The organism is Streptomyces sp. NPDC059828, from assembly GCF_042731955.1.
In the GTDB taxonomy this organism is placed as follows: domain Bacteria; phylum Actinomycetota; class Actinomycetes; order Streptomycetales; family Streptomycetaceae; genus Streptomyces.
The window spans coordinates 1-18,476 of record NZ_JBHWIW010000009.1 but is presented as its reverse complement, the minus strand read 5'-3'; the positions used below and the strand labels follow the sequence as shown (position 1 = coordinate 18,476).

Below are 18,476 nucleotides of genomic sequence, written 5' to 3'. Positions count from 1 at the left end.
ATCATGACGACACCCAGCGCGGACTCGCCCGCACCGATGACGACATCGGGGTTGGTGAAGATCGCCTCGCCGTAGACGGCGACGGTCTCGCCGGTCTCCCGCAACCAGTCCGGGACCCAGCTGTCGTCCTTCTTCCCCTCTTCCTCCTCCTGCTGCTCCTGGTAGGCGCGCCATTCGGCCTCGGTGGCACGCCACTCGGCCTCTTCCTCCCGCTTCAGCTCGACCGCGGCCACGAAGGCCTCGGTCGCGGCCTGGGAGGCGGCCGCGGAGTCCTTCCCCGCGGCGACGGCCGAGTGCCGTGCCTGGGCCGCGGACGCCCAGGCGGAGTTGGCCGAACCACGCGCGAGGGCGCTGTAGGACTGGGCCTCGGTGGCGGAGTGGATGGCCCGGCTGGCCGCCGCCTCCGCGTCGGCCTGTGCCGCCCGGGCGGTCTTCGCGGAGGCCCGGCCCGCGACGAGCAGCTCGTAGACCCGGATGGCGTCCGACGCGGCGGCCGTCAGCCCGATGTCGGGCATCCGCCGTCCCACCAGCGGATCGGCGTAGGGGGCGGTGGGCGGGTAGGCGGTGTCGAGCGCGGAGACCCGGGCGGCGAGCCTGCGGTTGACCTCGTCCATGCCGAGGAGTCCTGCTGGACCAGTCGGGCCTCGACGCACTGACCATGCGGCGGCTCGCCGATGCGATGGGCGTCCAAGCCGGCGCGCTGTACCGCTACTTCGCGACCAAGCAGGATCTGCTCACGGCGATGGCCGAACAGATGATGGACGGGGCTGCGAACGCCACCGCCGCGGCCGACGGCGCCGACCGGGACACCGACCGGGACGTTCACTGGAGCGACCGTCTGGCCACCCTCGCCCGCTCGATGCGCACGGCACTCCTCGCCCGTCGCGACGGCGCCCGGGTCCACGCCGGTACGCACTCGACGGGAGCGAACACCCTCCGCTTCGCCGACGCCGTGATGGGCACACTGCGGGACGCCGGATTCCCCGAGGACGCAGCGGCGCGAGCGCTGTTCACGGTGGTCCACTTCACCGTGGGGCACACCCTGGAGGAACAGGCCGCCCTCCAGCCGGGACACGGGGACGCCGCCGCGGACCGGAAGTCCTGCGCGGCGCGGTGATGGCGAGCGACCTCCCGCAACTCAGGGTCGGCCTGTCCACGCTCACCAGCACGGACTACCCCCGGCTCTTCGAGTTCGGGCTCGACCTGCTCATCGAGGGGCTCAGGGCACGGCGCTGACGGTCACCCCGGACGGCGAGGAAGCGCTCGGTACCGCCCCCGCCGGCTGTTCCCGCGGATCGCAGGACAGCCGGCCGTCGGGCTGAACAGGGTCGCGTCAGACCGTCGTCGAGGCAGGGCGAGCCGGCGGAGCGCGCCGCCGGCGGGCCGCCTCCTCAGACCAGACTGTCCTGCCACGCCTGGTGCAGGTCGGCGAACCGGCCTGCCCCGCCGACCAGTTCGGCCGGGCTGCCGTCCTCCACGATCTGGCCATGCTCCATCACCAGCACCCGGTCCGCGATCTCCACCGTCGACAGCCGGTGGGCGATCACCACGGCCGTGCGGCCGCGCAGGACCGTGTCCATGGCCCGCTGCACCGCGCGCTCGCCGGGGATGTCGAGCGAGCTGGTCGCCTCATCCAGGATCAGTACGGCGGGATCGGCCAGCAGGGCACGCGCGAACGCGACGAGCTGGCGCTGACCGGCAGAGATCCGGCCGCCACGCTTGCGTACGTCCGTGTCGTAACCGTCGGGCAGAGCGGTGATGAAGTCATGCGCGCCGATCGCCTTCGCCGCCTGCTCGATCTCCTCGCGGGTCGCGTCCGGGCGGCCGATCGCGATGTTCTCCGCGACCGTGCCGGAGAACAGGAACGCCTCCTGGGTCACCATCACCACCCCGCGCCGCAGTTCGGGAAGGGACAGGTCGCGCAGGTCGACTCCGTCGAGCAGGACACGTCCGTCGGTCGGGTCGTAGAACCGGGCCAGCAGCTTGGCCAGCGTGGACTTGCCGGCGCCGGTCGAGCCGACGACCGCCACCGTCTGCCCGGCCGGGATGGTCAGACCGAAGTGGGGGAGCACCTCGCCTCCGGTGCGGTACGCGAAGCGCACATCGTCGAAGACCACCTCCCGGCCGGGACCGGTGGCACCTGGGTCACCGGCGTCACCGGCTCCGTCGGAGCGGGCGGGCAGCCCGGCCGGGCGCTCGGGCTCCGGGACGCTCGGGGTCTGGGCCAGCAGACCGGCGATCTTCGCCAGTGAGGCCGCCGCCGACTGGTACGAGTTGAGGAACATGCCCAGCCGGTCGATCGGGTCGTACAGCCTGCGCACGTACAGCACAGCGGCGGCGAGCACCCCCAGCGCCAGGGTGCCTTCGGTGACCCGGTACGCGCCCCACAGCACCATGCCTGCCACGGCCGTGTTGGCGACCAGCCGGGAGCCGACCACATAGCGGGCCATCTCCAGCAGCGCGTCCCCGTTGCTGTGGGCGTGCCGCTGGTTCAGCACTTGGAAGCGGTCGTCGTTGGCGCGCTCCCTGCGGAACACACGCACCGGCCTGATGCCGTTCATCGTCTCGGCGAACTTCACGATGACGGCGGCGATCGCCGTGGACCGATCGGCGTACACCGCGGCCGCGCGACGCTGGTAGAGCCGGATCAGAAGGCAGAGGGGCACGAAGCTCAGCACGGCCACCGAGCCGATACCGAGGTCCAGCCAGAGCAGCAGGGCCGAGATGTAGGCGAAGGCGAGGATGACGCCGATCAGCTCTTGGAGGCCCTCGCTGAGCAACTCCCTGAGGGATTCGACATCGGTCGTGGAGCGGGAGATCAACCGGCCCGAGGTATACCGCTCGTGGAAGTCCACGCTGAGCGCCTGCGCGTGGCGGAAGATCCTGCCGCGCAGATCCAGCAGCACATCCTGGTTGACGCGGGCGGACGCCCGGATGAAGCCGTACTGGAACAGCCCGGACGCGACCGCGCACACCGTGTACGCCACGGCCACGGCCACCAGCGGCCCGTGGTCACCGCGCCCGACGGCGGGCACCGCGCTGTCGATGGCGAAGGCGACGAGCAGGGGACCGGCCTGAGCGGCGGCCTGTTGCAGCAGCAACAGCAGGGCCGCGAGACCCACCGCGGCGCGGCGCGGTGCCAGCAGCGACCTCAGCAGGGCCCCGGTGGCGTCCTCGGGCGCGGGAAGAGCATCGCGGTCGAACGGATCGGCGTCGCTCCCAGCGCGTACGGCATCGGCCGCGTCGGCGTGGGTCTCAGCGGTGCGGTCCTCGGCGGTCCCGTCCGCAGCCGGGTCCGTACCCGGACCCGGGGTGGACTGCGTGGTCGTCGATGAGCTCATCGGACGTGCTCCTCGGCATGGCTGCCCGACATCAGCCAGGCGTACTCGGCGTTGTCCCGCAGCAGTTCATGGTGGGTGCCCACGGCCGTGATCCGGCCGTCCGACAGCAGTGCCACCCGGTCGGCGAGCAACACCGTCGAAGGCCGGTGCGCCACGACGAGCGCGGTCGTGTCCTGGAGCACACGTCTGAGCGCGGCCTCCACCAGGGCCTCCGTGTGCACGTCCAGCGCCGACAGCGGGTCGTCGAGCACCAGGAACCGGGGCCCGCCCACGACCGCCCGGGCGAGTGCGAGCCGCTGTCGCTGACCGCCGGACAGGCTCAGCCCCTGCTCGCCGACCTGGGTACGGACGCCCTGCGGCAGCGCGTCCACGAAGCCGGCCTGCGCCACGTCCAGGGCGCGCCGCAACTGCTCGTCCCCGGCCTTGCCGTCGGCGCCCATCAGCACGTTCTCGGCGACACTCGCCGAGAACAGCGTGGGCTCCTCGAAGGCCATGGACACCAGCCGGCGTAGCTCGTCGCGCGGCATGGCGGCGATGTCCCGCCCGTCGAGCGTGATCCGTCCTCCGGTCAGCTCGTACAGCCGCGGCACCAGGGCCGTCAGGGTGGTCTTGCCCGACCCGGTGGCGCCCACCAGGGCCATCGTCTCGCCGGGGCGTACGTGAAGGTCGATCCGCTGCAGCACCGGCGGCGACGCAGGGCCGGCGTCCGGGTAGCGGAACTCGACCGCGTCGAAGACCAGTCCCTCGCCGGTGTGCGCGGGCCGCCCGGGGCGTGCGGCGGGCTTCGCGGGCTCCGCTGTCTCCTCCGGTGCGTCCAGTACCTCGAAGAATCGGTCCGTCGCCGTCGCCGCTTCCTGGCTCATCGCCAGCAGGAAGCCGATCGACTCCACCGGCCAGCGCAGCGCGAGCGCCGTCGACAGGAAGGCCACCAGCGTGCCCGCGGAGAGCTCGCCTTCGGAGACCTGAAGGGTGCCGAGCACCAGGGCTGCACCGATCGCGAGCTCGGGCGCCGCCATGATGACGGCCCAGATGCCCGCCAGCATCCGGGCCTTGACCAGCTCGGTGCCCCGCAGCCGCGCCGCCAGGGTGCGGAAGGCGGCGGCCTGGCTGCGGTGCCGCCCGAAGCCCTTGACGACGCGGATGCCGAGCACGCTCTCCTCGACCACCGTCGTCAGATCGCCGACCTGATCCTGCGCCGCGCGTGCCGCGACCGAGAACCGCTTCTCGAACAGGGAGAGGAGCACCACCAGCGGTGCCGCGGGTACCAGAAGGATCAGGCCCAGCGCCCAGTCCTGCACCAGCAGGATCACGGCACCGGCCAGAATCGTCACACCGTTGACCAGCAGGAACGTCAGCGGGAACGCCAGGAACATCCGCAACAGCATCAGATCCGTCGTCCCGCGCGACAGCAGCTGGCCCGAGGGCCAGCGGTCATGGAAGGCCACCGGCAGCCGTTGCAGATGCCGGAAGAGGTCGGCCCGCATCGACGCTTCCACCCCCGCCAGCGGACGCGCCACCAGCCAGCGCCGGAACCCGAAGAGCACCGCTTCCGCGATCCCCAGCAGCAGTACGTACAGCGCCCCCAGCCACACCCCGCCGACGTTGCGCTCGGCGACCGGCCCGTCCACCAGCCACTTGAGGACGAGCGGGATCACCAGGCTGAGGCACGACGCGACGATCGCCACGACCGCGGCGCTGAACAGCCGGGCCCGCACGGGCCGAACGTAGGGCCACAGCCGCAGCAGGGAGCGCACAACGGACCGGTCATCGGGGGTGGCTTGTGTGGTGGACATCAGCTGCGAGCCTACGGTTCACCACTGACACTGCCCACCGAGTTTTTCCCGCCGTCCGCCGCGTCCGGGTCCGCTGCCAGCACCTTCAGCAGCAGTACGGACCGCTCGGGCACCGTCATCCGTCCTCCGCCCCGGTACACCGTCCCCGGCGCCGAGGTCTGGTCCTCCAGCGAGGTGTCCACGACCACTTCGTACGCCTCGCCCCACGGCGGGCCCGGCAGCCGGAAGTCCAGCGGGCCGGCGCCGGCGTGCAGGACCACCAGGAAGCTGTCGTCGGCCACCGGGGCCCCGCGGGCGTCGCGGCCCGGGATGTCGCGGCCCGAGAGGTAGAAGGCCACGGTCGACGCGGGCGCGTACCAGTCCCCTTCGGTCATCTCGGTGCCGTACGGGGTGAACCAGGCGAGGTCCCGCAGTCCGTCCGGGGTCTGCGAGCGACCGGAGAAGAACGCCTTGCGGCGCAGCACCGGATGCGCCGCGCGCAGTGTCAGCAGCCGGGAGGCCAAGGCCAGCAGCCCGGCCGGACCCGGCTGGTCCCGCAGCGACCAGTCCAACCAGCTGACCTCGTTGTCCTGGCAGTACGCGTTGTTGTTGCCGCCCTGCGTACGGCCCATCTCGTCTCCCGCGACCAGCATCGGCACCCCGGTGGACAGCAGCAGCGTGCTGAGCAGACCCCGCAGCTGGCGGCGCCGCACGGCGTTGATCGCGGGATCGTCCGTCTCGCCCTCCGCCCCGCAGTTCCAGGCGCGGTTGTCGTGGGTGCCGTCCCGGTTGCCCTCCCCGTTGGCCCCGTTGTGCTTGTGCTCGTAGCTGACAAGATCGCGCAGGGTGAAGCCGTCGTGGGCGGTGAGGAAGTTCACCGAGGCATACGGGCGGCGCCCGCCCCAGGCGTACAGGTCGCTGGATCCGGAGAGCCGGTAGCCGAGGTCCCGCACATCGGGCAGCGCGCCGCGCCAGAAGTCCCGTACCGCGTCGCGGTAGCGGTCGTTCCACTCCGTCCACAGCGGCGGGAAAGCGCCCACCTGGTAGCCGCCGCTGCCCACGTCCCAGGGTTCGGCGATCAGCTTCACCCGGCGCAGCACCGGGTCCTGGGCGATCACCGCGAGAAACGGCGAGAGCATGTCGACATCGTGCATCGACCGGGCGAGCGCCGCAGCCAGGTCGAAGCGGAAGCCGTCGACGCCCATCTCGGTGACCCAGTAGCGCAGCGAGTCGGTGATCAGCCGCAGCACCTGGGGCTGGACCACATGCAGGGTGTTGCCGCAGCCCGTGTAGTCGGCGTAGCGGCGGGCGTCGGGCTGGAGGCGGTAGTAGCCGCGGTTGTCGATGCCCTTGAGGCTGAGGGTCGGACCCAGCTCGCCCGCCTCAGCCGTGTGGTTGTAGACCACGTCGAGGATGACCTCGATACCCGCCGCGTGCAGCGCCCGCACCATCCGCTTGAACTCGCCGACCTGCTGCCCGGCAGTCCCCGATGCGCTGTAGGCGGCGTGCGGGGCGAAGTAGCCGATCGAGTTGTAACCCCAGTAGTTCCGCAGCCCGCGCCGCAGCAGATGGTCCTCGTGCGCGAACTGGTGCACCGGCAGCAGCTCCACGGCCGTCACCCCGAGCCGTACGAGGTGGTCGATCGCGGCGGGGTGCGCGAGGCCCGCGTAGGTGCCACGCAGCTCTTCGGGGATGTCCGGGTGCAGCCTGGTGAAGCCGCGGACATGCAGCTCGTAGATGACCGAGTCCGCCCACGGGGTCTTGGGACGGCGGTCATCGGCCCATTCGTCGCCGGGCGCGTCGTCGTGGACGACGACCCCCTTGGGCACGTACGGAGCCGAATCGCGGTCATCGCGCACGGTGTCGGCGACATGCTGCTCGGGCCAGTCGCGCACATGACCGTAGATCTGCGGAGCGCGCCCCGACACCCCGAAGTCGCCGTCCACGGCCCGTGCGTACGGGTCGAGCAGCAGCTTCGCCGGGTTCCAGCGGGCGCCGGTCCACGGGTCCCAGCGGCCGTGCACGCGGAAGCCGTAGCGGCGGCCCGGCAGTACCCCGGGCACGAAGCCGTGCCAGATCTCATGGGTCAGCTCGGTCAGCGGAAGCCGGGTCTCGGTGCCCGCCTCGTCGAACAGGCACAGCTCCACGGCCTCGGCACCGCCCGCCCACAGCGCGAAGTTCGTGCCCGCGACACCGTCGGGACCGGTGCGGAACCTCGCTCCGAGCGGGGTCGGCGAGCCGGGCCAGACCGCGGCCACCTCACTCCGGACGTCCCTTTCACCGGATTCCCCTGATTCCCCTGAGTCCCCGGGATGCCCTGGCTCTCCTGAATTCCCGGGCCGGTGGCGCCGCCCGTTCAGCGCCGGGCGACGCTGAACTTCAGGGGACGGCGCCCCACCCTCCCGCACTGCCTCCTGCCCGGCTGCGCTCGACACCTGTCGGCCTCCCGCGGCTCATCGGGCCACGCCGTGCCGGACCGGCCGGACAGGCCCACGCGTGGTCCTCCCACCTGTTCTGCCCGCGCTCGCCCCCTCCCAACATCAGGGCGCTCACGTACCCACACGCGGGGGCCGGTCGTTGGGCGGAACGTGCTGTGTCTCTGCGACCCGACGAGGTGGACGACCAAGTGAACGAGCAGGTGAACGAGCAGCTGAACGACGAGGTGAACCCTGTGGGCAACACGGTGGGCAACACGGTGGCGAGCAACTCGGCGAGGCGGGCGAGGGCCACCCTGGCCGTCGCTGTCGTCTGGACGTCACTGCTGGCCGCCCTGACCGGCTGCACCCAGAGGCCGCCGGCCGACGTGGGCAGCAAACCGGGCCCCCCGGCCGACATCATCAGGATCACTCCCGATGACGGTGCGAAGGGCGTGGCGGCCGACGGCAAACTCGAAGTGAAGCTGTCCAGCGGACGGCTGGAACGGGTCAGGGTGACCCGGATCGAGGACGCCCAGCCCATCGACGTGCCCGGGTCGATCTCCGAGGACGGACTGCGCTGGCGGCCCAGCGCCGGCACCAGGCTCGCCCTCGCCGCCGAATACCGGGTCGACGCGGTGGCGCTCGATGCCCACGGCCGGCGCGCCGCCCGGAACGCCACCTTCACCACCCTCGTTCCCGAGCACCGCTTCATCGGCTACTTCAACCCCGAGAACCGCTCCACCGTGGGCACCGGCATGATCGTCTCGTTCGTCTTCAACCGGAAGATCAAGGAGCGGGCGGCGGTTCAGCGCGCCATCCGCATCACGGCGCATCCGCCGGTGGAGGTCGTCGGCCACTGGTTCGACGGGCAGCGCCTCGACTTCCGGCCGCGTACCTACTGGCGGCCGGGCACCAAGGTCAGTGTCGATCTGCGGCTGCGCGATGTCGAGGGGGCGCCGGACGTGTACGGGATCCAGCACAAGACCACCAGCTTCACCGTGGGCCGTTCACAGATCTCGACCGTCGACGTGCGAAACCACACGATGGAGGTACGCCGGGGTGAGCGGTTGCTGGCGACCCTGCCCGTGACGGCCGGGGCCAGGGAGAACACGACGTACAACGGCAAGATGGTCGTGAGCGAGATGTTCGATGTCACCCGCATGGACGGTGCGACGGTCGGCTTCCGCAATGAGACGGGCAAGAGCGAATACGACATCAAGGACGTACCGCACGCGATGCGGCTCACCACGTCGGGCACGTTCCTGCACGGGAACTACTGGGCGCATCCCTCGGTGTTCGGCTCGGCCAACACCAGTCACGGCTGTGTGGGGCTGCGGGACGAGAAGGGCGGCAGCCAGAGCACCCCGGCGGGCTGGTTCTTCGACCGGACGCTCATCGGGGACATCGTCGAGGTGATCAACTCTCCTGACCGGGAGGTCGATCCCTGGAACGGGCTGAGCGGCTGGAACATGGGCTGGGCGGAATGGAGGGCTGGTTCAGCGGTGCGGTGACCTCCGCTGCCGCCCCGGCCGCCCCGCCGGATTCCGGAGATCTCCGTCGACTCGCATGGCCCGCACCAGTCCTGGACATCTTGGGACTGAACGGTGACATCCGTGGGGAGTTGCCACGGCTCGCGGTGTGATTATCTATCGCCAAGACGCGCGCAGGAAGCGTGCGCGGGGGTAGTAGTCCGGCTCGAGGCCGGGCTCCACGGGCCGTGGCGGGGCCAGGCCGTGCGAGGGGAGAAGACCGATCGTGAACGGGCAGCCGATATCGGGGGCATCGGCCGGGTCATACGGCAGGCGGACACGTACGGGCACGGGCGTGCTCGCCCTGCTGCTCGGCGCATTGCTGCTGTTGGTGACCGCGTGCGGAGGCGGGGGAACCGGCAAGAGCAGTCCTGGCAAGGGCGAGAAGGAGGGTGCCGGCAAGGCCGGCACCACCGCCTCGCAGGCGGTGGTGACCATCGCGCCCAAGGACGGCGCGGACTCGGTCGCCACCAGCGGCGCCCTCAAGGTGACCGCCGACCAGGGCAAGCTGACCGCCGTCAGCGTCAACGACGACAGGGGCAACGCCGTCGAGGGCAAGCTCAGCGCGGACGGCGCCGCCTGGGAGCCGCTCGCCCACCTCGCCGCCGCCACCAAGTACAAGGTGCACGCGGTCGCCAAGGACTCCGAGGGCCGGGAGTCCGCCAAGGACACCAGCTTCACCACGCTGGTGCCCAAGAACACCTTCATCGGTCAGTACGCCCCAGAGGACGGCTCCACCGTCGGTGTCGGGATGCCCGTCAAGATCAATTTCACCCGGGGCATCACCGACCCCGAGGCCGTCGAGAAGGCCATCACGGTGACCGCCGAGCCGTCGGTCCCGATCGAGGGTCACTGGTTCGGCAATGACCGGCTGGACTTCCGCCCCGAGAAGTACTGGACGCCGGGCACCAAGGTGACGGTCAAGCTCAATCTGGACGGTGTCGAGGGCCGGCCGGGTGTGTACGGCAAGCAGTCCAAGACCGTGACGTTCACCATCGGCCGCAGCCAGGTCTCCACCGTGGACGCGAGCGAGCACACCATGGAGGTCGTCCGGGACGGCAAGCTCCTCAAGACCGTCCCGATCACCGCAGGCGCGCCGTCGACGACGACGTACAACGGGCAGATGGTCATCAGCGAGAAGTACGAGGTGACCCGGATGAACGGTGCCACCGTCGGCTTCGGCGGCGAGTACGACATCAAGGACGTCCCGCACGCCATGCGCCTGTCCGACTCGGGCACCTTCATGCACGGCAACTACTGGGCCTCATCCGGCACCTTCGGCTCGGCCAACGTCAGCCACGGCTGTGTCGGACTGCGCGATGTGCGGGGCGGCTGGGACAAGAAGGCCCCCGCGGCCTGGATGTACGAGAACTCGATCATCGGTGACGTGGTGATCGTGAAGAACTCCAAGGACAAGCAGATCGCCCCGAGCAACGGGCTCAACGGCTGGAACATGTCCTGGGCCGAGTGGACCAGGTGACCAGGTAGGGGACGACTGAGCGGACGGGCCCGGTGCTGTGATGGACGGCACCGGGTCCGTCCGCGTTAACGGGGGCTAACCTCCCCGTATGACAGTCACTCTCGAAGTCTCCGAAGGCGTCGGCACCATCCGTCTGGACCGCCCCCCGATGAACGCCCTGGACATCGCCACCCAGGACCGCCTTCGCGAGCTCGCCGCCGAGGCGAGCGATCGCGACGACGTCCGGGCCGTGATCCTGTACGGCGGGGAGAAGGTGTTCGCGGCCGGCGCGGACATCAAGGAGATGCAGCGGATGGACCACGCCGCGATGGTGAAGCGGTCCAAGGGCCTCCAGGACGCTTTCACCGCCGTCGCCCGCATTCCGAAGCCCGTGGTCGCTGCCGTCACCGGCTACGCCCTGGGCGGAGGCTGCGAGCTGGCGCTCTGCGCTGACTACCGGATCGCCGCGGACAACGCCAAGCTCGGCCAGCCGGAGATCCTGCTCGGGCTGATCCCGGGCGCGGGCGGCACCCAGCGGCTGGGCCGGCTGGTGGGGCCCTCCAAGGCGAAGGACCTCATCTTCACGGGCCGTCATGTGAGGGCCGACGAGGCGCTGGCGATCGGCCTGGTGGACCGTGTCGTACCCGCGGCCGAGGTCTACGAGCAGGCGCACGCCTGGGCGGCGAAGCTCGCCCAGGGGCCGGCGCTGGCGCTGCGCGCGGCCAAGGAGTGCGTCGACGCGGGCCTGGAGGCGGACATCGACACGGGCCTCGCGATCGAACGGAACTGGTTCGCGGGGCTGTTCGCGACGGAGGACCGGGAGCGCGGGATGCGCAGCTTCGTGGAAGAGGGGCCGGGCAAGGCGAAGTTCGTCTGAGTCCCTCTGAGTTCTTCCGAGCTCCTCTGGGTCGCTCGGAGCTCTTCTGCGCTCTTCGGGTCCTTCTACGGGATTCGCTGTCAGCGACGGGGTTGCAGTGGGTTGCACCCGCGTTTCCCGGCTTAAGAGAACCTTAAGAGAGCCTTCCGGCGGCAGGGGTCGAAGCGCTTCGCGATCATCCGTATGCGGTGCGTCAGGGCTGGTCAGGGGACATCATGGGCTATTTCTGCCCCTGGCATATGCGGAATCCATACCCCCGGGGCCCTCTGCCCCGGGGTGTGGATTACTCCGGAACGGCCGCGGAACGGCGTCCGAACAGCCATCATGGACGCCATGGCGGGGCTGGAGGGCATGGAGCAACCACGACAGCGCGGCGGTGCGACCGCCGAGCGCTGGAGGCCGTTGGCCGATGACGAGCGGGTCTTCAGGGCCCTCGAGGCGTTCGGCAGCCCGGCCGACGGCGAGGTGGAACTGCCGTCGTTGCCCGAGTCGGCCGCGATCGCGCGCCGACTGACCCAGTATGTGCTGCTGCGTCAGTGGGCCCTGTCCCCGCAGACCGCCGAGGACACGATCCTGCTCGTCTCCGAGCTCGTCGGCAACGCGGTGCAGCACACCGGCGCCCGTGTCTTCGGGCTGCGCATGCTGCGCCGGCCCGGCAGGATCAAGGTGGAGGTACGTGACCCCTCGCGGGGGCTGCCGTGTCTGCTCCCGGTGCGTGATCTGGACACCAGCGGCCGTGGGCTGTTCCTCGTCGACAAGCTGTCCGCTCGCTGGGGGGTCGATCTGCTGCCGCGCGGCAAGACGACCTGGTTCGAGATGCGGGTGTCCGACCGCTGAGCCCCCTGGGCGCACGAAAGCCCCCTGCTGCCATCGTGTGGCGCCTCGGGGGCTTCATGCGTGCGGTCGTGGACAGGAGGGGGTGTGATCCACGACCGCTGAGACGACCTGGCCCGGGTCAATGGGGGTCGTGCCACCGACTATGACAGACGGGCGGCCTCTCTGCCAAAAGTCCCCACCCGGCCAAAATCGAACAATCCAGTCAAATGGAAAGTGAATCTAAGGTGAACTAGGCCACTCTCCTTGCAAACAATGAATGGCTATGGGTCATCCCGAGTGATTCATCGATGCGGCGACCGGTGTGGAAAGTCTCTGTCCGCCGGAAGCAGCAGCGCCTCCGAGCCCACCGGCCGGAACCCCGCCAGCTGGAAGGTCCGCACGCTGCGGGCGTTCCCCGGGGACTTCTGGGCCCAGACGTGCGCGCCCTCCGGAATCAGATGCCGCGCCGCGTCCGCGAGGCGTGGCCCCAGCCCGGCGCCGCGAGCCTCCAGATCCACTTCGACCGCCGCCTCCCAGCGCCCGGCCACCCCGCGGCCGAGCACCAGTACACCTCCGTCGGCGGTCCACATCCGGACGTCGTCGCGGTGCTGGAGGGCCCTGGCCACCCGTGGATGATCCGGGTCCTCGATCTCGCGCAGCGGCAGCTCGGGCGGCCCCGACCGTGCCGGGGCGACCGAGAGCAGGTCGATGGTGTTCATGGTCCGCCCGGTCCGCGCCATCAGGGCGCTCAGGAAGCCGGGGTTCATGCTCGCCGCGAGCGGATCACTCGAGGTCGCGGCGAGTGTGTCGCGTACCCACTCGGGGTCCTCGTCCGTGAACACCACCGAGTGTGCCGTGAAGGCCAGCACACCCGCGTCCCGCCCACTGGGCTGCGGCACCACTGTGGTCATGCCGTCCGGCGGTGGGAACTCGCCCCGCTCCGCCGCCGCCAGGATCCTGGTCAGCGCATCGCTCATACCCCCATATTCCTCCCAGAACCCGCACGGGTGGTCCTTGGCCTCCCCCCGGCGGCGGTCCGCGGCCTCGCGGATACCCTGCATCCATCAGTAAGGCACCAAGAAGGGGTGGACCAGTGGCGGACATCGAGTCGGCGCGCAAGGCCTTCGATCGTTATGACCTGAACGGCGACGGGCTGATCTCGGCTGCCGAGTACAAGAGCGTGATGGCACAGCTGGGCGACTTCCATGTCACGGAGACCGTCGCCGAGGCCGTCATCAAGTCGAAGGACGGCAACGGCGACGGCCTGCTGACCTTCGACGAGTTCTGGGCGTCGCTCGACAAGGACTGACGCTCCCGGCGCACGACGGCCCCCCGGCACACGCCGGGGGGCCGTGGCATGTCGTCCGCGGGCCCGGTACGACGAGGTCACTGGCCCGTGCCGACGCGGCGCCGGGCCTGCCCGTCAGGTCACCGCCCTCCGCCGAACTCCCCGTGGTGACCGGTCCCGTGAGTTCACCACTGACCGGTTCCTCGATCCGCCTCTGTTCGTGACGCACCAGGGGCGGCATTGAAGGAAACGCAAAAGGCGCCGCCGGTTGAGTAGTCGCTACTCTCGTGCCGGCGAATACGGCTCGATGACGATTGACGTCACCCCTGGCGTCTGCGCAGAAGAAGCGAGCATCGAGTGAACCGGACCCTTGACCAGCCCCCGAGAGAGCTCTAGCAATGCCTCGAGTCCTCCTCGTCGAAGACGATCCCGGCATTCGTGAAGCACTTAATCTCGCTCTGCGTCGTCGCGGCCACGAAGTGGAATCAACCTCCTGTGCCGAGTCGGGGATCGAGGCCATCGGAGTCTTCCGTCCGGACCTCATGCTGCTCGATCTGATGCTGCCCGGCATGAATGGCGTCCAGGCTTGCCGCCAGGTGCGCATGACCAGCCAGCTTCCGATCATCATGCTCACCGCGCGCAGTGACGACTTCGACATGGTCGTCGGGCTGGACGCGGGGGCTGATGACTACATCGTCAAGCCGGCTCGCACCGAGGTGATCGAGGCCCGGATCCGGGCCGTGCTACGCCGCCATGAAGGGCAGGGCGGCGCGGAGCCACCCAGCGAGGTCCAGGGCGCGCTCGCCATCGATCGTTCGCTGCTCGCCGTCACCAAGAACGGCCAGCGCCTCCAGCTCGCGGCTTCCGAACTCAAGCTGCTCCTCTATCTGGCCGACTCGCCCGAACACGTCTTCAGCAGACAGGAATTGCTGGAGCATGTGTGGGAGCACGGCTACGACGGGGATCTGCGGTTGGTCGATGCGTGTGTGCACCGATTGCGCAGCAAGATCGAGGATGTACAGGCCGCTCCTCGCTACATCCAGACCGTGCGGGGTTTCGGTTACCGCTTCGGGCCGCTGTAAACGGTCCTGCGGACCTCTCCGTGTCCTGTGTACTCGGTACTTTCAATCGGCCGAGCCGGTACGCGGTATCCGAGGGTGGCGCCACTCGCTTCGCGGGCGGCCGGTTAAACTCTCGGCCCCGAAGGGTGATGCGGCCCGAACAGATCCGGCGGAATCGCCGGACGTGCTCCTCGTCCATGGAACGGAAACACTGAATCCCGCTTCGGCGAAGTTCGAGGAGACAAACAATGAGGTCGCCTTTCGCATCCGGACGCAGTGCGCGGCTGTGGCCCCTGGTCGAGCGGGAGCAGGAGGTGGAGACCTGCGTCCAGGCCCTGTCCGACCCGCACTGCGGCGGCGTGCTGCTGCAGGGGCCCGCCGGTGTGGGCAAGACACGCGTCGCACGCGAGGTCTGGCAGCGCGCACTGGCCGCGGGCCACGAAGGCAGGCGCGCGACCGCGAGTGCGGCAGCGGCGGCCATGCCCTTCGGTGCCATCGCGCATCTGCTGCCCCAGGATCTGGACTTCCGGGAACCTGCCAGGACGTTCGCCAGGGCTGCGGAGGCGTTCAGACGTCCGGCCGGCCAGCGCTATGTGCTGCTGCTCGACGACGCGCATCTGCTCGACGCGACGTCGGCGACTCTGATCGGGCAACTCCTCGACTCGGGAGTGCTCTTCGTGATCGGCACCGTCCGAGCGGACGCGCTTTCCTCGGATGCGGTCCAGGTATTCGACCGCGCCGAGGAAGTGGTGCGTGTCGAGGTACGCGAGCTGTCTCCGGAGCAGGTGGAGCACGCCCTGGTCATGATCCTCCACGGAGTGGTGGAACGCCGCACCGCGAACCAGCTCCACCACTACAGCGGCGGGAACTTCCTGTTCCTGCGCGAGCTCGTGCTGGGCCTGCTGGACACCGGCGCCCTGCTGCGCGTGGGCGGCCTGTGGCGCCTGGCCAAGGCGGCGCCCGACGCGATGGCGTCACTGCGGGTGCGTCAGCTCATCCGCACCCGCCTGCACCAGGCCGACCACGAAGCAGTCCGCGTGCTGGAAACCCTGGCCGTGGTGGACAGCCTCAGCCTCACCGAGCTCCGGGAGATCGCGTCCCTGGAATCGATCGCCGCGCTGGAGGAAACGGACCTCATCCAGATCCAGAGCTCCCGGCGCAGACACTCTGCCCGTCTTGCCCATCCGCTCTACGGTGAGGTCCTGCACGAAGACATTGCCGTGAGCAGGCGAATCGCCGTCCTCACCCGGTGCGCGGACCGGATCCTCGCCCATGGAGCCCGGCGCCTCGAAGACCACCTCCATGTGGCGACATGGCAGCTCGCCGCCTCGCAGACACCCGACCCCGCGCTCATCCGCAGTGCTGCCCGGCTGGCCCGCTACAGCCATGACTACGCCCAGGTGATCGCACTCATCGACTGCCTTCCCCCGCACGAGATGACCTGGGAGACCAGACTCCAGCTGGGCGAATGCTTTTACGTGCTGCACCGCTTCAGTGAGTGCGAGGACGTGCTCCGCCAGGCGTACCAGGAGTCCGAAACCGACGCCCAGCGGCTCGCCGTCACCATGGAGCGCACCCAGAACCTGTTCTGGGGTGCCACCGACCTGGACACCGCACTGGCCGTCAACGACGAGGCACGCTCACAGGTCACCGACCCCTCGGTCCAGGCCGCCCTGGCCGCCAACGAAGGGGCCATGCGTGTCTACGCCGGCCAGCCACGAGTCGGCCTGCCCCTGCTCCAGGACTCACCGGGCAGCATCCGGGAGGAGCGGGTACGCCTGTACGCCAACGCCATGAAGAGCTTTGGACTCAGCGCGGTGGGACGGACGAAAGAGGCCGTCGACCTGGCAACCCGGAACCACGCGGCACACGCCGAAGCCAGTCGGCGCGTCGTGATCCAGCACCCCTCGGCGGCCTTGTCGACGCTGGCCCTCACCCTGGTCGACCACGGCGACCTCGAGGCGGCGCAACGCGCCGCCGAGGAAGGCCACCGCCAGGCAGTGGCCGACAACGCGGCACACCCCGCGGCGTGGCTGTCCTGTGTCATGGGCCGAATCGCCTGGCACCAGGGACGTATCGCCGACTCACACCGCTGGTACACGGAAGCGCTGGCGGTCAGTCTGGACGACGACGTCCACATCGCTCTTCGCCCCGCGGCCGCAGGCCTGGCCGCAGCCGCCGCCGTCCTCGGCGACATCGAACGCGCCGAGCACGCGCTCGCCGACCTCAAGCAGTATCCGGACCTCTTCTTCCTCCCCGGCGACAGCACGGTGGGCGAGGCGTGGGTACATGCCGCCAACGGACGTATGACCGCGGCGATCCAGGCACTTCTGGAGGGAGCCGGCGCAGCCCGGGACGCAGGCGCGGTGTCCAGTGAAATGACGCTGCTCACCGAAGTGGCCCGGCTGGGCGCCGCCGCACGCGTGGTGGGCAGACTCACCGAGCTGGCCGAGGTGTGTGACGGTCTCCTGGCTGTTCCACGTGTCGGTTTCGCCCGGGCGATGGCGGCAGGGAACGCCGATGACCTGCTTGAGGCATCACGTCAGCTGGAGGAAGCAGGCGCGCTGCTCATCGCAGCCGAAGCCGCGGCGACCGCGGCACAGTGCCTGCGCAAGGAAGGACTGTCACGCCAGGCCACGAACGCCGCCGGTCTCGCCGAGAGACTGGCGAGGTCCTGCCAAGGCGCGATCACGCCCGGACTCAGCGCGCTCCAGCTCCACGAACCGCTCACCGGCCGGGAGATGGAGATCGCGACCATGGCGGCGAGCGGTCTGGCCACCAAGGACATCGCACTCCAACTGCATCTGTCACCTCGCACCGTCGACAACCACCTGTACCGCATCTACAACAAGGTGGGCGTCACCTCACGGCGGGCGCTTGCCGAGACGCTCGGCAACCGCCACGGCGGAGGCTCGGGTCAGGCCTAGGCCGTGTTTGTGAACTGGCGTCGTCCGCCCGAAGGGCGGGGCTCGCGGTGTCTGGTGCCTGCCATCGCAAGGCGGTGGGGGTTCCCCCGCCGGAGGCAGGGGGAGGTCGTCCTCGTACGGGGCGTACTCGGACGATTCGACAACGCAGCGAATGTGGGTGCCAGACGCCGCGAGCCAGGCGGGAGTTCTGAATACTAGGCCGCCGAGTCGGCTGCTGCCTGCCCGGTGTGCCGGGGGTGGCAGAGTGCGAGGAAGCAGCCGATGGCGCCGAGTGCGCACACGAGCTGTACCGCGGCCATGGGCACGGCGGTGGTCTCGCCCGCGATCCCGACCAGCGGGGACGCGATCGCTCCGACGAGGAACGCGGATGTGCCGAGCAGCGCGGATGCGGAGCCGGCGGCGTGCGGGGTGCGCATCAGCGCCAGCGCGTTGGTGTTGGGCAGCACCAGACCCATCGCGGACATCAGCACGAACAACCCGGCCGCGATCGGGACCAGCCCCACCTGTCCGAAGACCCCGGAGGTCATCAGCAGCAGCGCGAGCGCGGCGAGGCTGATCACGGCCAGTCCGGTGCCGAGCGCCTTGTCCAGGCTGACCCGGCCCACCAGCAGCTTCCCGTTGATCTGCCCCACCGCCACCAGACCCAGCGAGTTGAGCCCGAACAGCAGGCTGAACGTCTGCGGCGAGGCCCCGTAGATCTCCTGCACCACGAACGGGGACGCGGATATGTAGGCGAACAGGGTCGCGAAGGCCAGCCCGCCCGCCAGCACGTAACCGGTGAACACCCGGTCCGACAGCAACCCCCGCATCGTGCGCAGCGCCTGGCCCACGCCCCCGCCATGCCGCCGCTCCGGCGGCAGCGTCTCCCGCAGGAACCTCGCCACGACCAGGGTGAGCAGCAGCCCCACCCCGGCGAGCACATAGAACACCCCGCGCCAGTCCGTCACCCGCAGGACCTGCCCGCCGATCAACGGCGCGATGATCGGCGC

Annotated in this window: 12 protein-coding genes and 2 pseudogenes; 8 read left to right on the top strand and 6 right to left on the bottom strand. The window is 70.0% G+C overall.

The features are described from left to right. Nucleotides 1-443: 443 nt before the first annotated feature. Nucleotides 444-623 (bottom strand): annotated as a pseudogene (locus ACFV6V_RS07845) (monooxygenase); the annotation flags it as partial. Nucleotides 624-625: 2 nt separating this feature from the next. Here ACFV6V_RS07845 and ACFV6V_RS07840 point away from each other — a divergent pair. Beyond that, nucleotides 626-1,236, top strand: a pseudogene (locus tag ACFV6V_RS07840) (TetR/AcrR family transcriptional regulator); the annotation flags it as partial. Nucleotides 1,237-1,391: 155 nt separating this feature from the next. Here the strand turns inward: ACFV6V_RS07840 and ACFV6V_RS07835 are convergent. Genes ACFV6V_RS07835 through glgX form a run of 3 tightly spaced genes read right to left on the bottom strand, consistent with a single transcriptional unit; the run spans nucleotide 1,392 to nucleotide 7,548 of the window. Then, nucleotides 1,392-3,341, bottom strand: coding sequence for an ABC transporter ATP-binding protein (locus ACFV6V_RS07835; RefSeq protein WP_385560671.1), 1,950 nt, complete (start codon nucleotides 3,339-3,341; stop codon nucleotides 1,392-1,394). Further along, a complete protein-coding gene (locus ACFV6V_RS07830; protein ID WP_385560668.1) occupies nucleotides 3,338-5,134 on the bottom strand; it encodes an ABC transporter ATP-binding protein in 1,797 nt (598 codons plus the stop codon). The genes ACFV6V_RS07835 and ACFV6V_RS07830 overlap by 4 nt, the downstream gene beginning before the upstream one ends. 11 nt (nucleotides 5,135-5,145) lie before the next feature. After that, nucleotides 5,146-7,548 (bottom strand): glycogen debranching protein GlgX, encoded by a 2,403-nt coding sequence (gene glgX / locus ACFV6V_RS07825; RefSeq protein ID WP_385560665.1) that lies wholly within the window; start codon nucleotides 7,546-7,548, stop codon nucleotides 5,146-5,148. Between the two features lie 323 nt (nucleotides 7,549-7,871). On the opposite strand from glgX, the gene ACFV6V_RS07820 reads away from it, so the two are divergent. The 4 genes from ACFV6V_RS07820 to ACFV6V_RS07805 all read left to right on the top strand — a co-directional run bounded on the left by ACFV6V_RS07820 (nucleotide 7,872) and on the right by ACFV6V_RS07805 (nucleotide 12,232). Then, on the top strand, nucleotides 7,872-9,041 hold the full coding sequence (locus ACFV6V_RS07820; protein ID WP_385561026.1) for an Ig-like domain-containing protein: 1,170 nt from the start codon (nucleotides 7,872-7,874) through the stop codon (nucleotides 9,039-9,041). Nucleotides 9,042-9,285: 244 nt separating this feature from the next. Further along, on the top strand, nucleotides 9,286-10,539 hold the full coding sequence (locus tag ACFV6V_RS07815) for an Ig-like domain-containing protein (RefSeq protein ID WP_385560662.1): 1,254 nt from the start codon (nucleotides 9,286-9,288) through the stop codon (nucleotides 10,537-10,539). An 88-nt stretch (nucleotides 10,540-10,627) separates the two neighbouring features. Further along, nucleotides 10,628-11,395 (top strand): enoyl-CoA hydratase/isomerase family protein, encoded by a 768-nt coding sequence (locus tag ACFV6V_RS07810; protein WP_385560660.1) that lies wholly within the window; start codon nucleotides 10,628-10,630, stop codon nucleotides 11,393-11,395. Between the two features lie 333 nt (nucleotides 11,396-11,728). Further along, nucleotides 11,729-12,232 carry an ATP-binding protein gene (locus ACFV6V_RS07805; protein ID WP_385560657.1) on the top strand — a complete coding sequence of 168 codons (504 nt, stop codon included), beginning with the start codon at nucleotides 11,729-11,731 and terminating at the stop codon, nucleotides 12,230-12,232. A gap of 281 nt (nucleotides 12,233-12,513) precedes the next feature. Here the strand turns inward: ACFV6V_RS07805 and ACFV6V_RS07800 are convergent, their stop codons facing one another. Further along, entirely contained in the window at nucleotides 12,514-13,188 is a 675-nt protein-coding gene (locus ACFV6V_RS07800; protein WP_385560654.1) for a GNAT family N-acetyltransferase, read from the bottom strand. Nucleotides 13,189-13,304: 116 nt separating this feature from the next. Between ACFV6V_RS07800 and ACFV6V_RS07795 the strand changes: the two genes are divergently transcribed. The 3 genes from ACFV6V_RS07795 (at nucleotide 13,305) to ACFV6V_RS07785 (ending at nucleotide 17,487) form a co-directional block, all read left to right on the top strand. Continuing rightward, nucleotides 13,305-13,520: an EF-hand domain-containing protein gene (locus ACFV6V_RS07795; RefSeq protein WP_385560651.1), complete on the top strand. Its 216-nt coding sequence runs from the start codon at nucleotides 13,305-13,307 to the stop codon at nucleotides 13,518-13,520. Nucleotides 13,521-13,897: 377 nt separating this feature from the next. Continuing rightward, entirely contained in the window at nucleotides 13,898-14,581 is a 684-nt protein-coding gene (locus tag ACFV6V_RS07790; protein WP_385560648.1) for a response regulator, read from the top strand. 227 nt (nucleotides 14,582-14,808) lie between these two features. After that, a complete protein-coding gene (locus tag ACFV6V_RS07785; protein ID WP_385560645.1) occupies nucleotides 14,809-17,487 on the top strand; it encodes a LuxR C-terminal-related transcriptional regulator in 2,679 nt (892 codons plus the stop codon). 194 nt (nucleotides 17,488-17,681) lie between these two features. Here the strand turns inward: ACFV6V_RS07785 and ACFV6V_RS07780 are convergent. Further along, a partial coding sequence (locus tag ACFV6V_RS07780) for an MFS transporter (RefSeq protein ID WP_385560642.1) occupies nucleotides 17,682-18,476 on the bottom strand: 795 nt, incomplete at its 5' end.

Coding starts and splice junctions, on each gene's coding strand:
- ACFV6V_RS07835 (WP_385560671.1), bottom strand. CDS start 3,341: ATGAGCTCATCGACGACCACGCAGTCCACCCCGGGTCCGGGTACGGAC.
- ACFV6V_RS07830 (WP_385560668.1), bottom strand. CDS start 5,134: ATGTCCACCACACAAGCCACCCCCGATGACCGGTCCGTTGTGCGCTCC.
- ACFV6V_RS07810 (WP_385560660.1), top strand. CDS start 10,628: ATGACAGTCACTCTCGAAGTCTCCGAAGGCGTCGGCACCATCCGTCTG.
- ACFV6V_RS07805 (WP_385560657.1), top strand. CDS start 11,729: ATGGCGGGGCTGGAGGGCATGGAGCAACCACGACAGCGCGGCGGTGCG.
- ACFV6V_RS07800 (WP_385560654.1), bottom strand. CDS start 13,188: ATGAGCGATGCGCTGACCAGGATCCTGGCGGCGGCGGAGCGGGGCGAG.
- ACFV6V_RS07790 (WP_385560648.1), top strand. CDS start 13,898: ATGCCTCGAGTCCTCCTCGTCGAAGACGATCCCGGCATTCGTGAAGCA.
- ACFV6V_RS07785 (WP_385560645.1), top strand. CDS start 14,809: ATGAGGTCGCCTTTCGCATCCGGACGCAGTGCGCGGCTGTGGCCCCTG.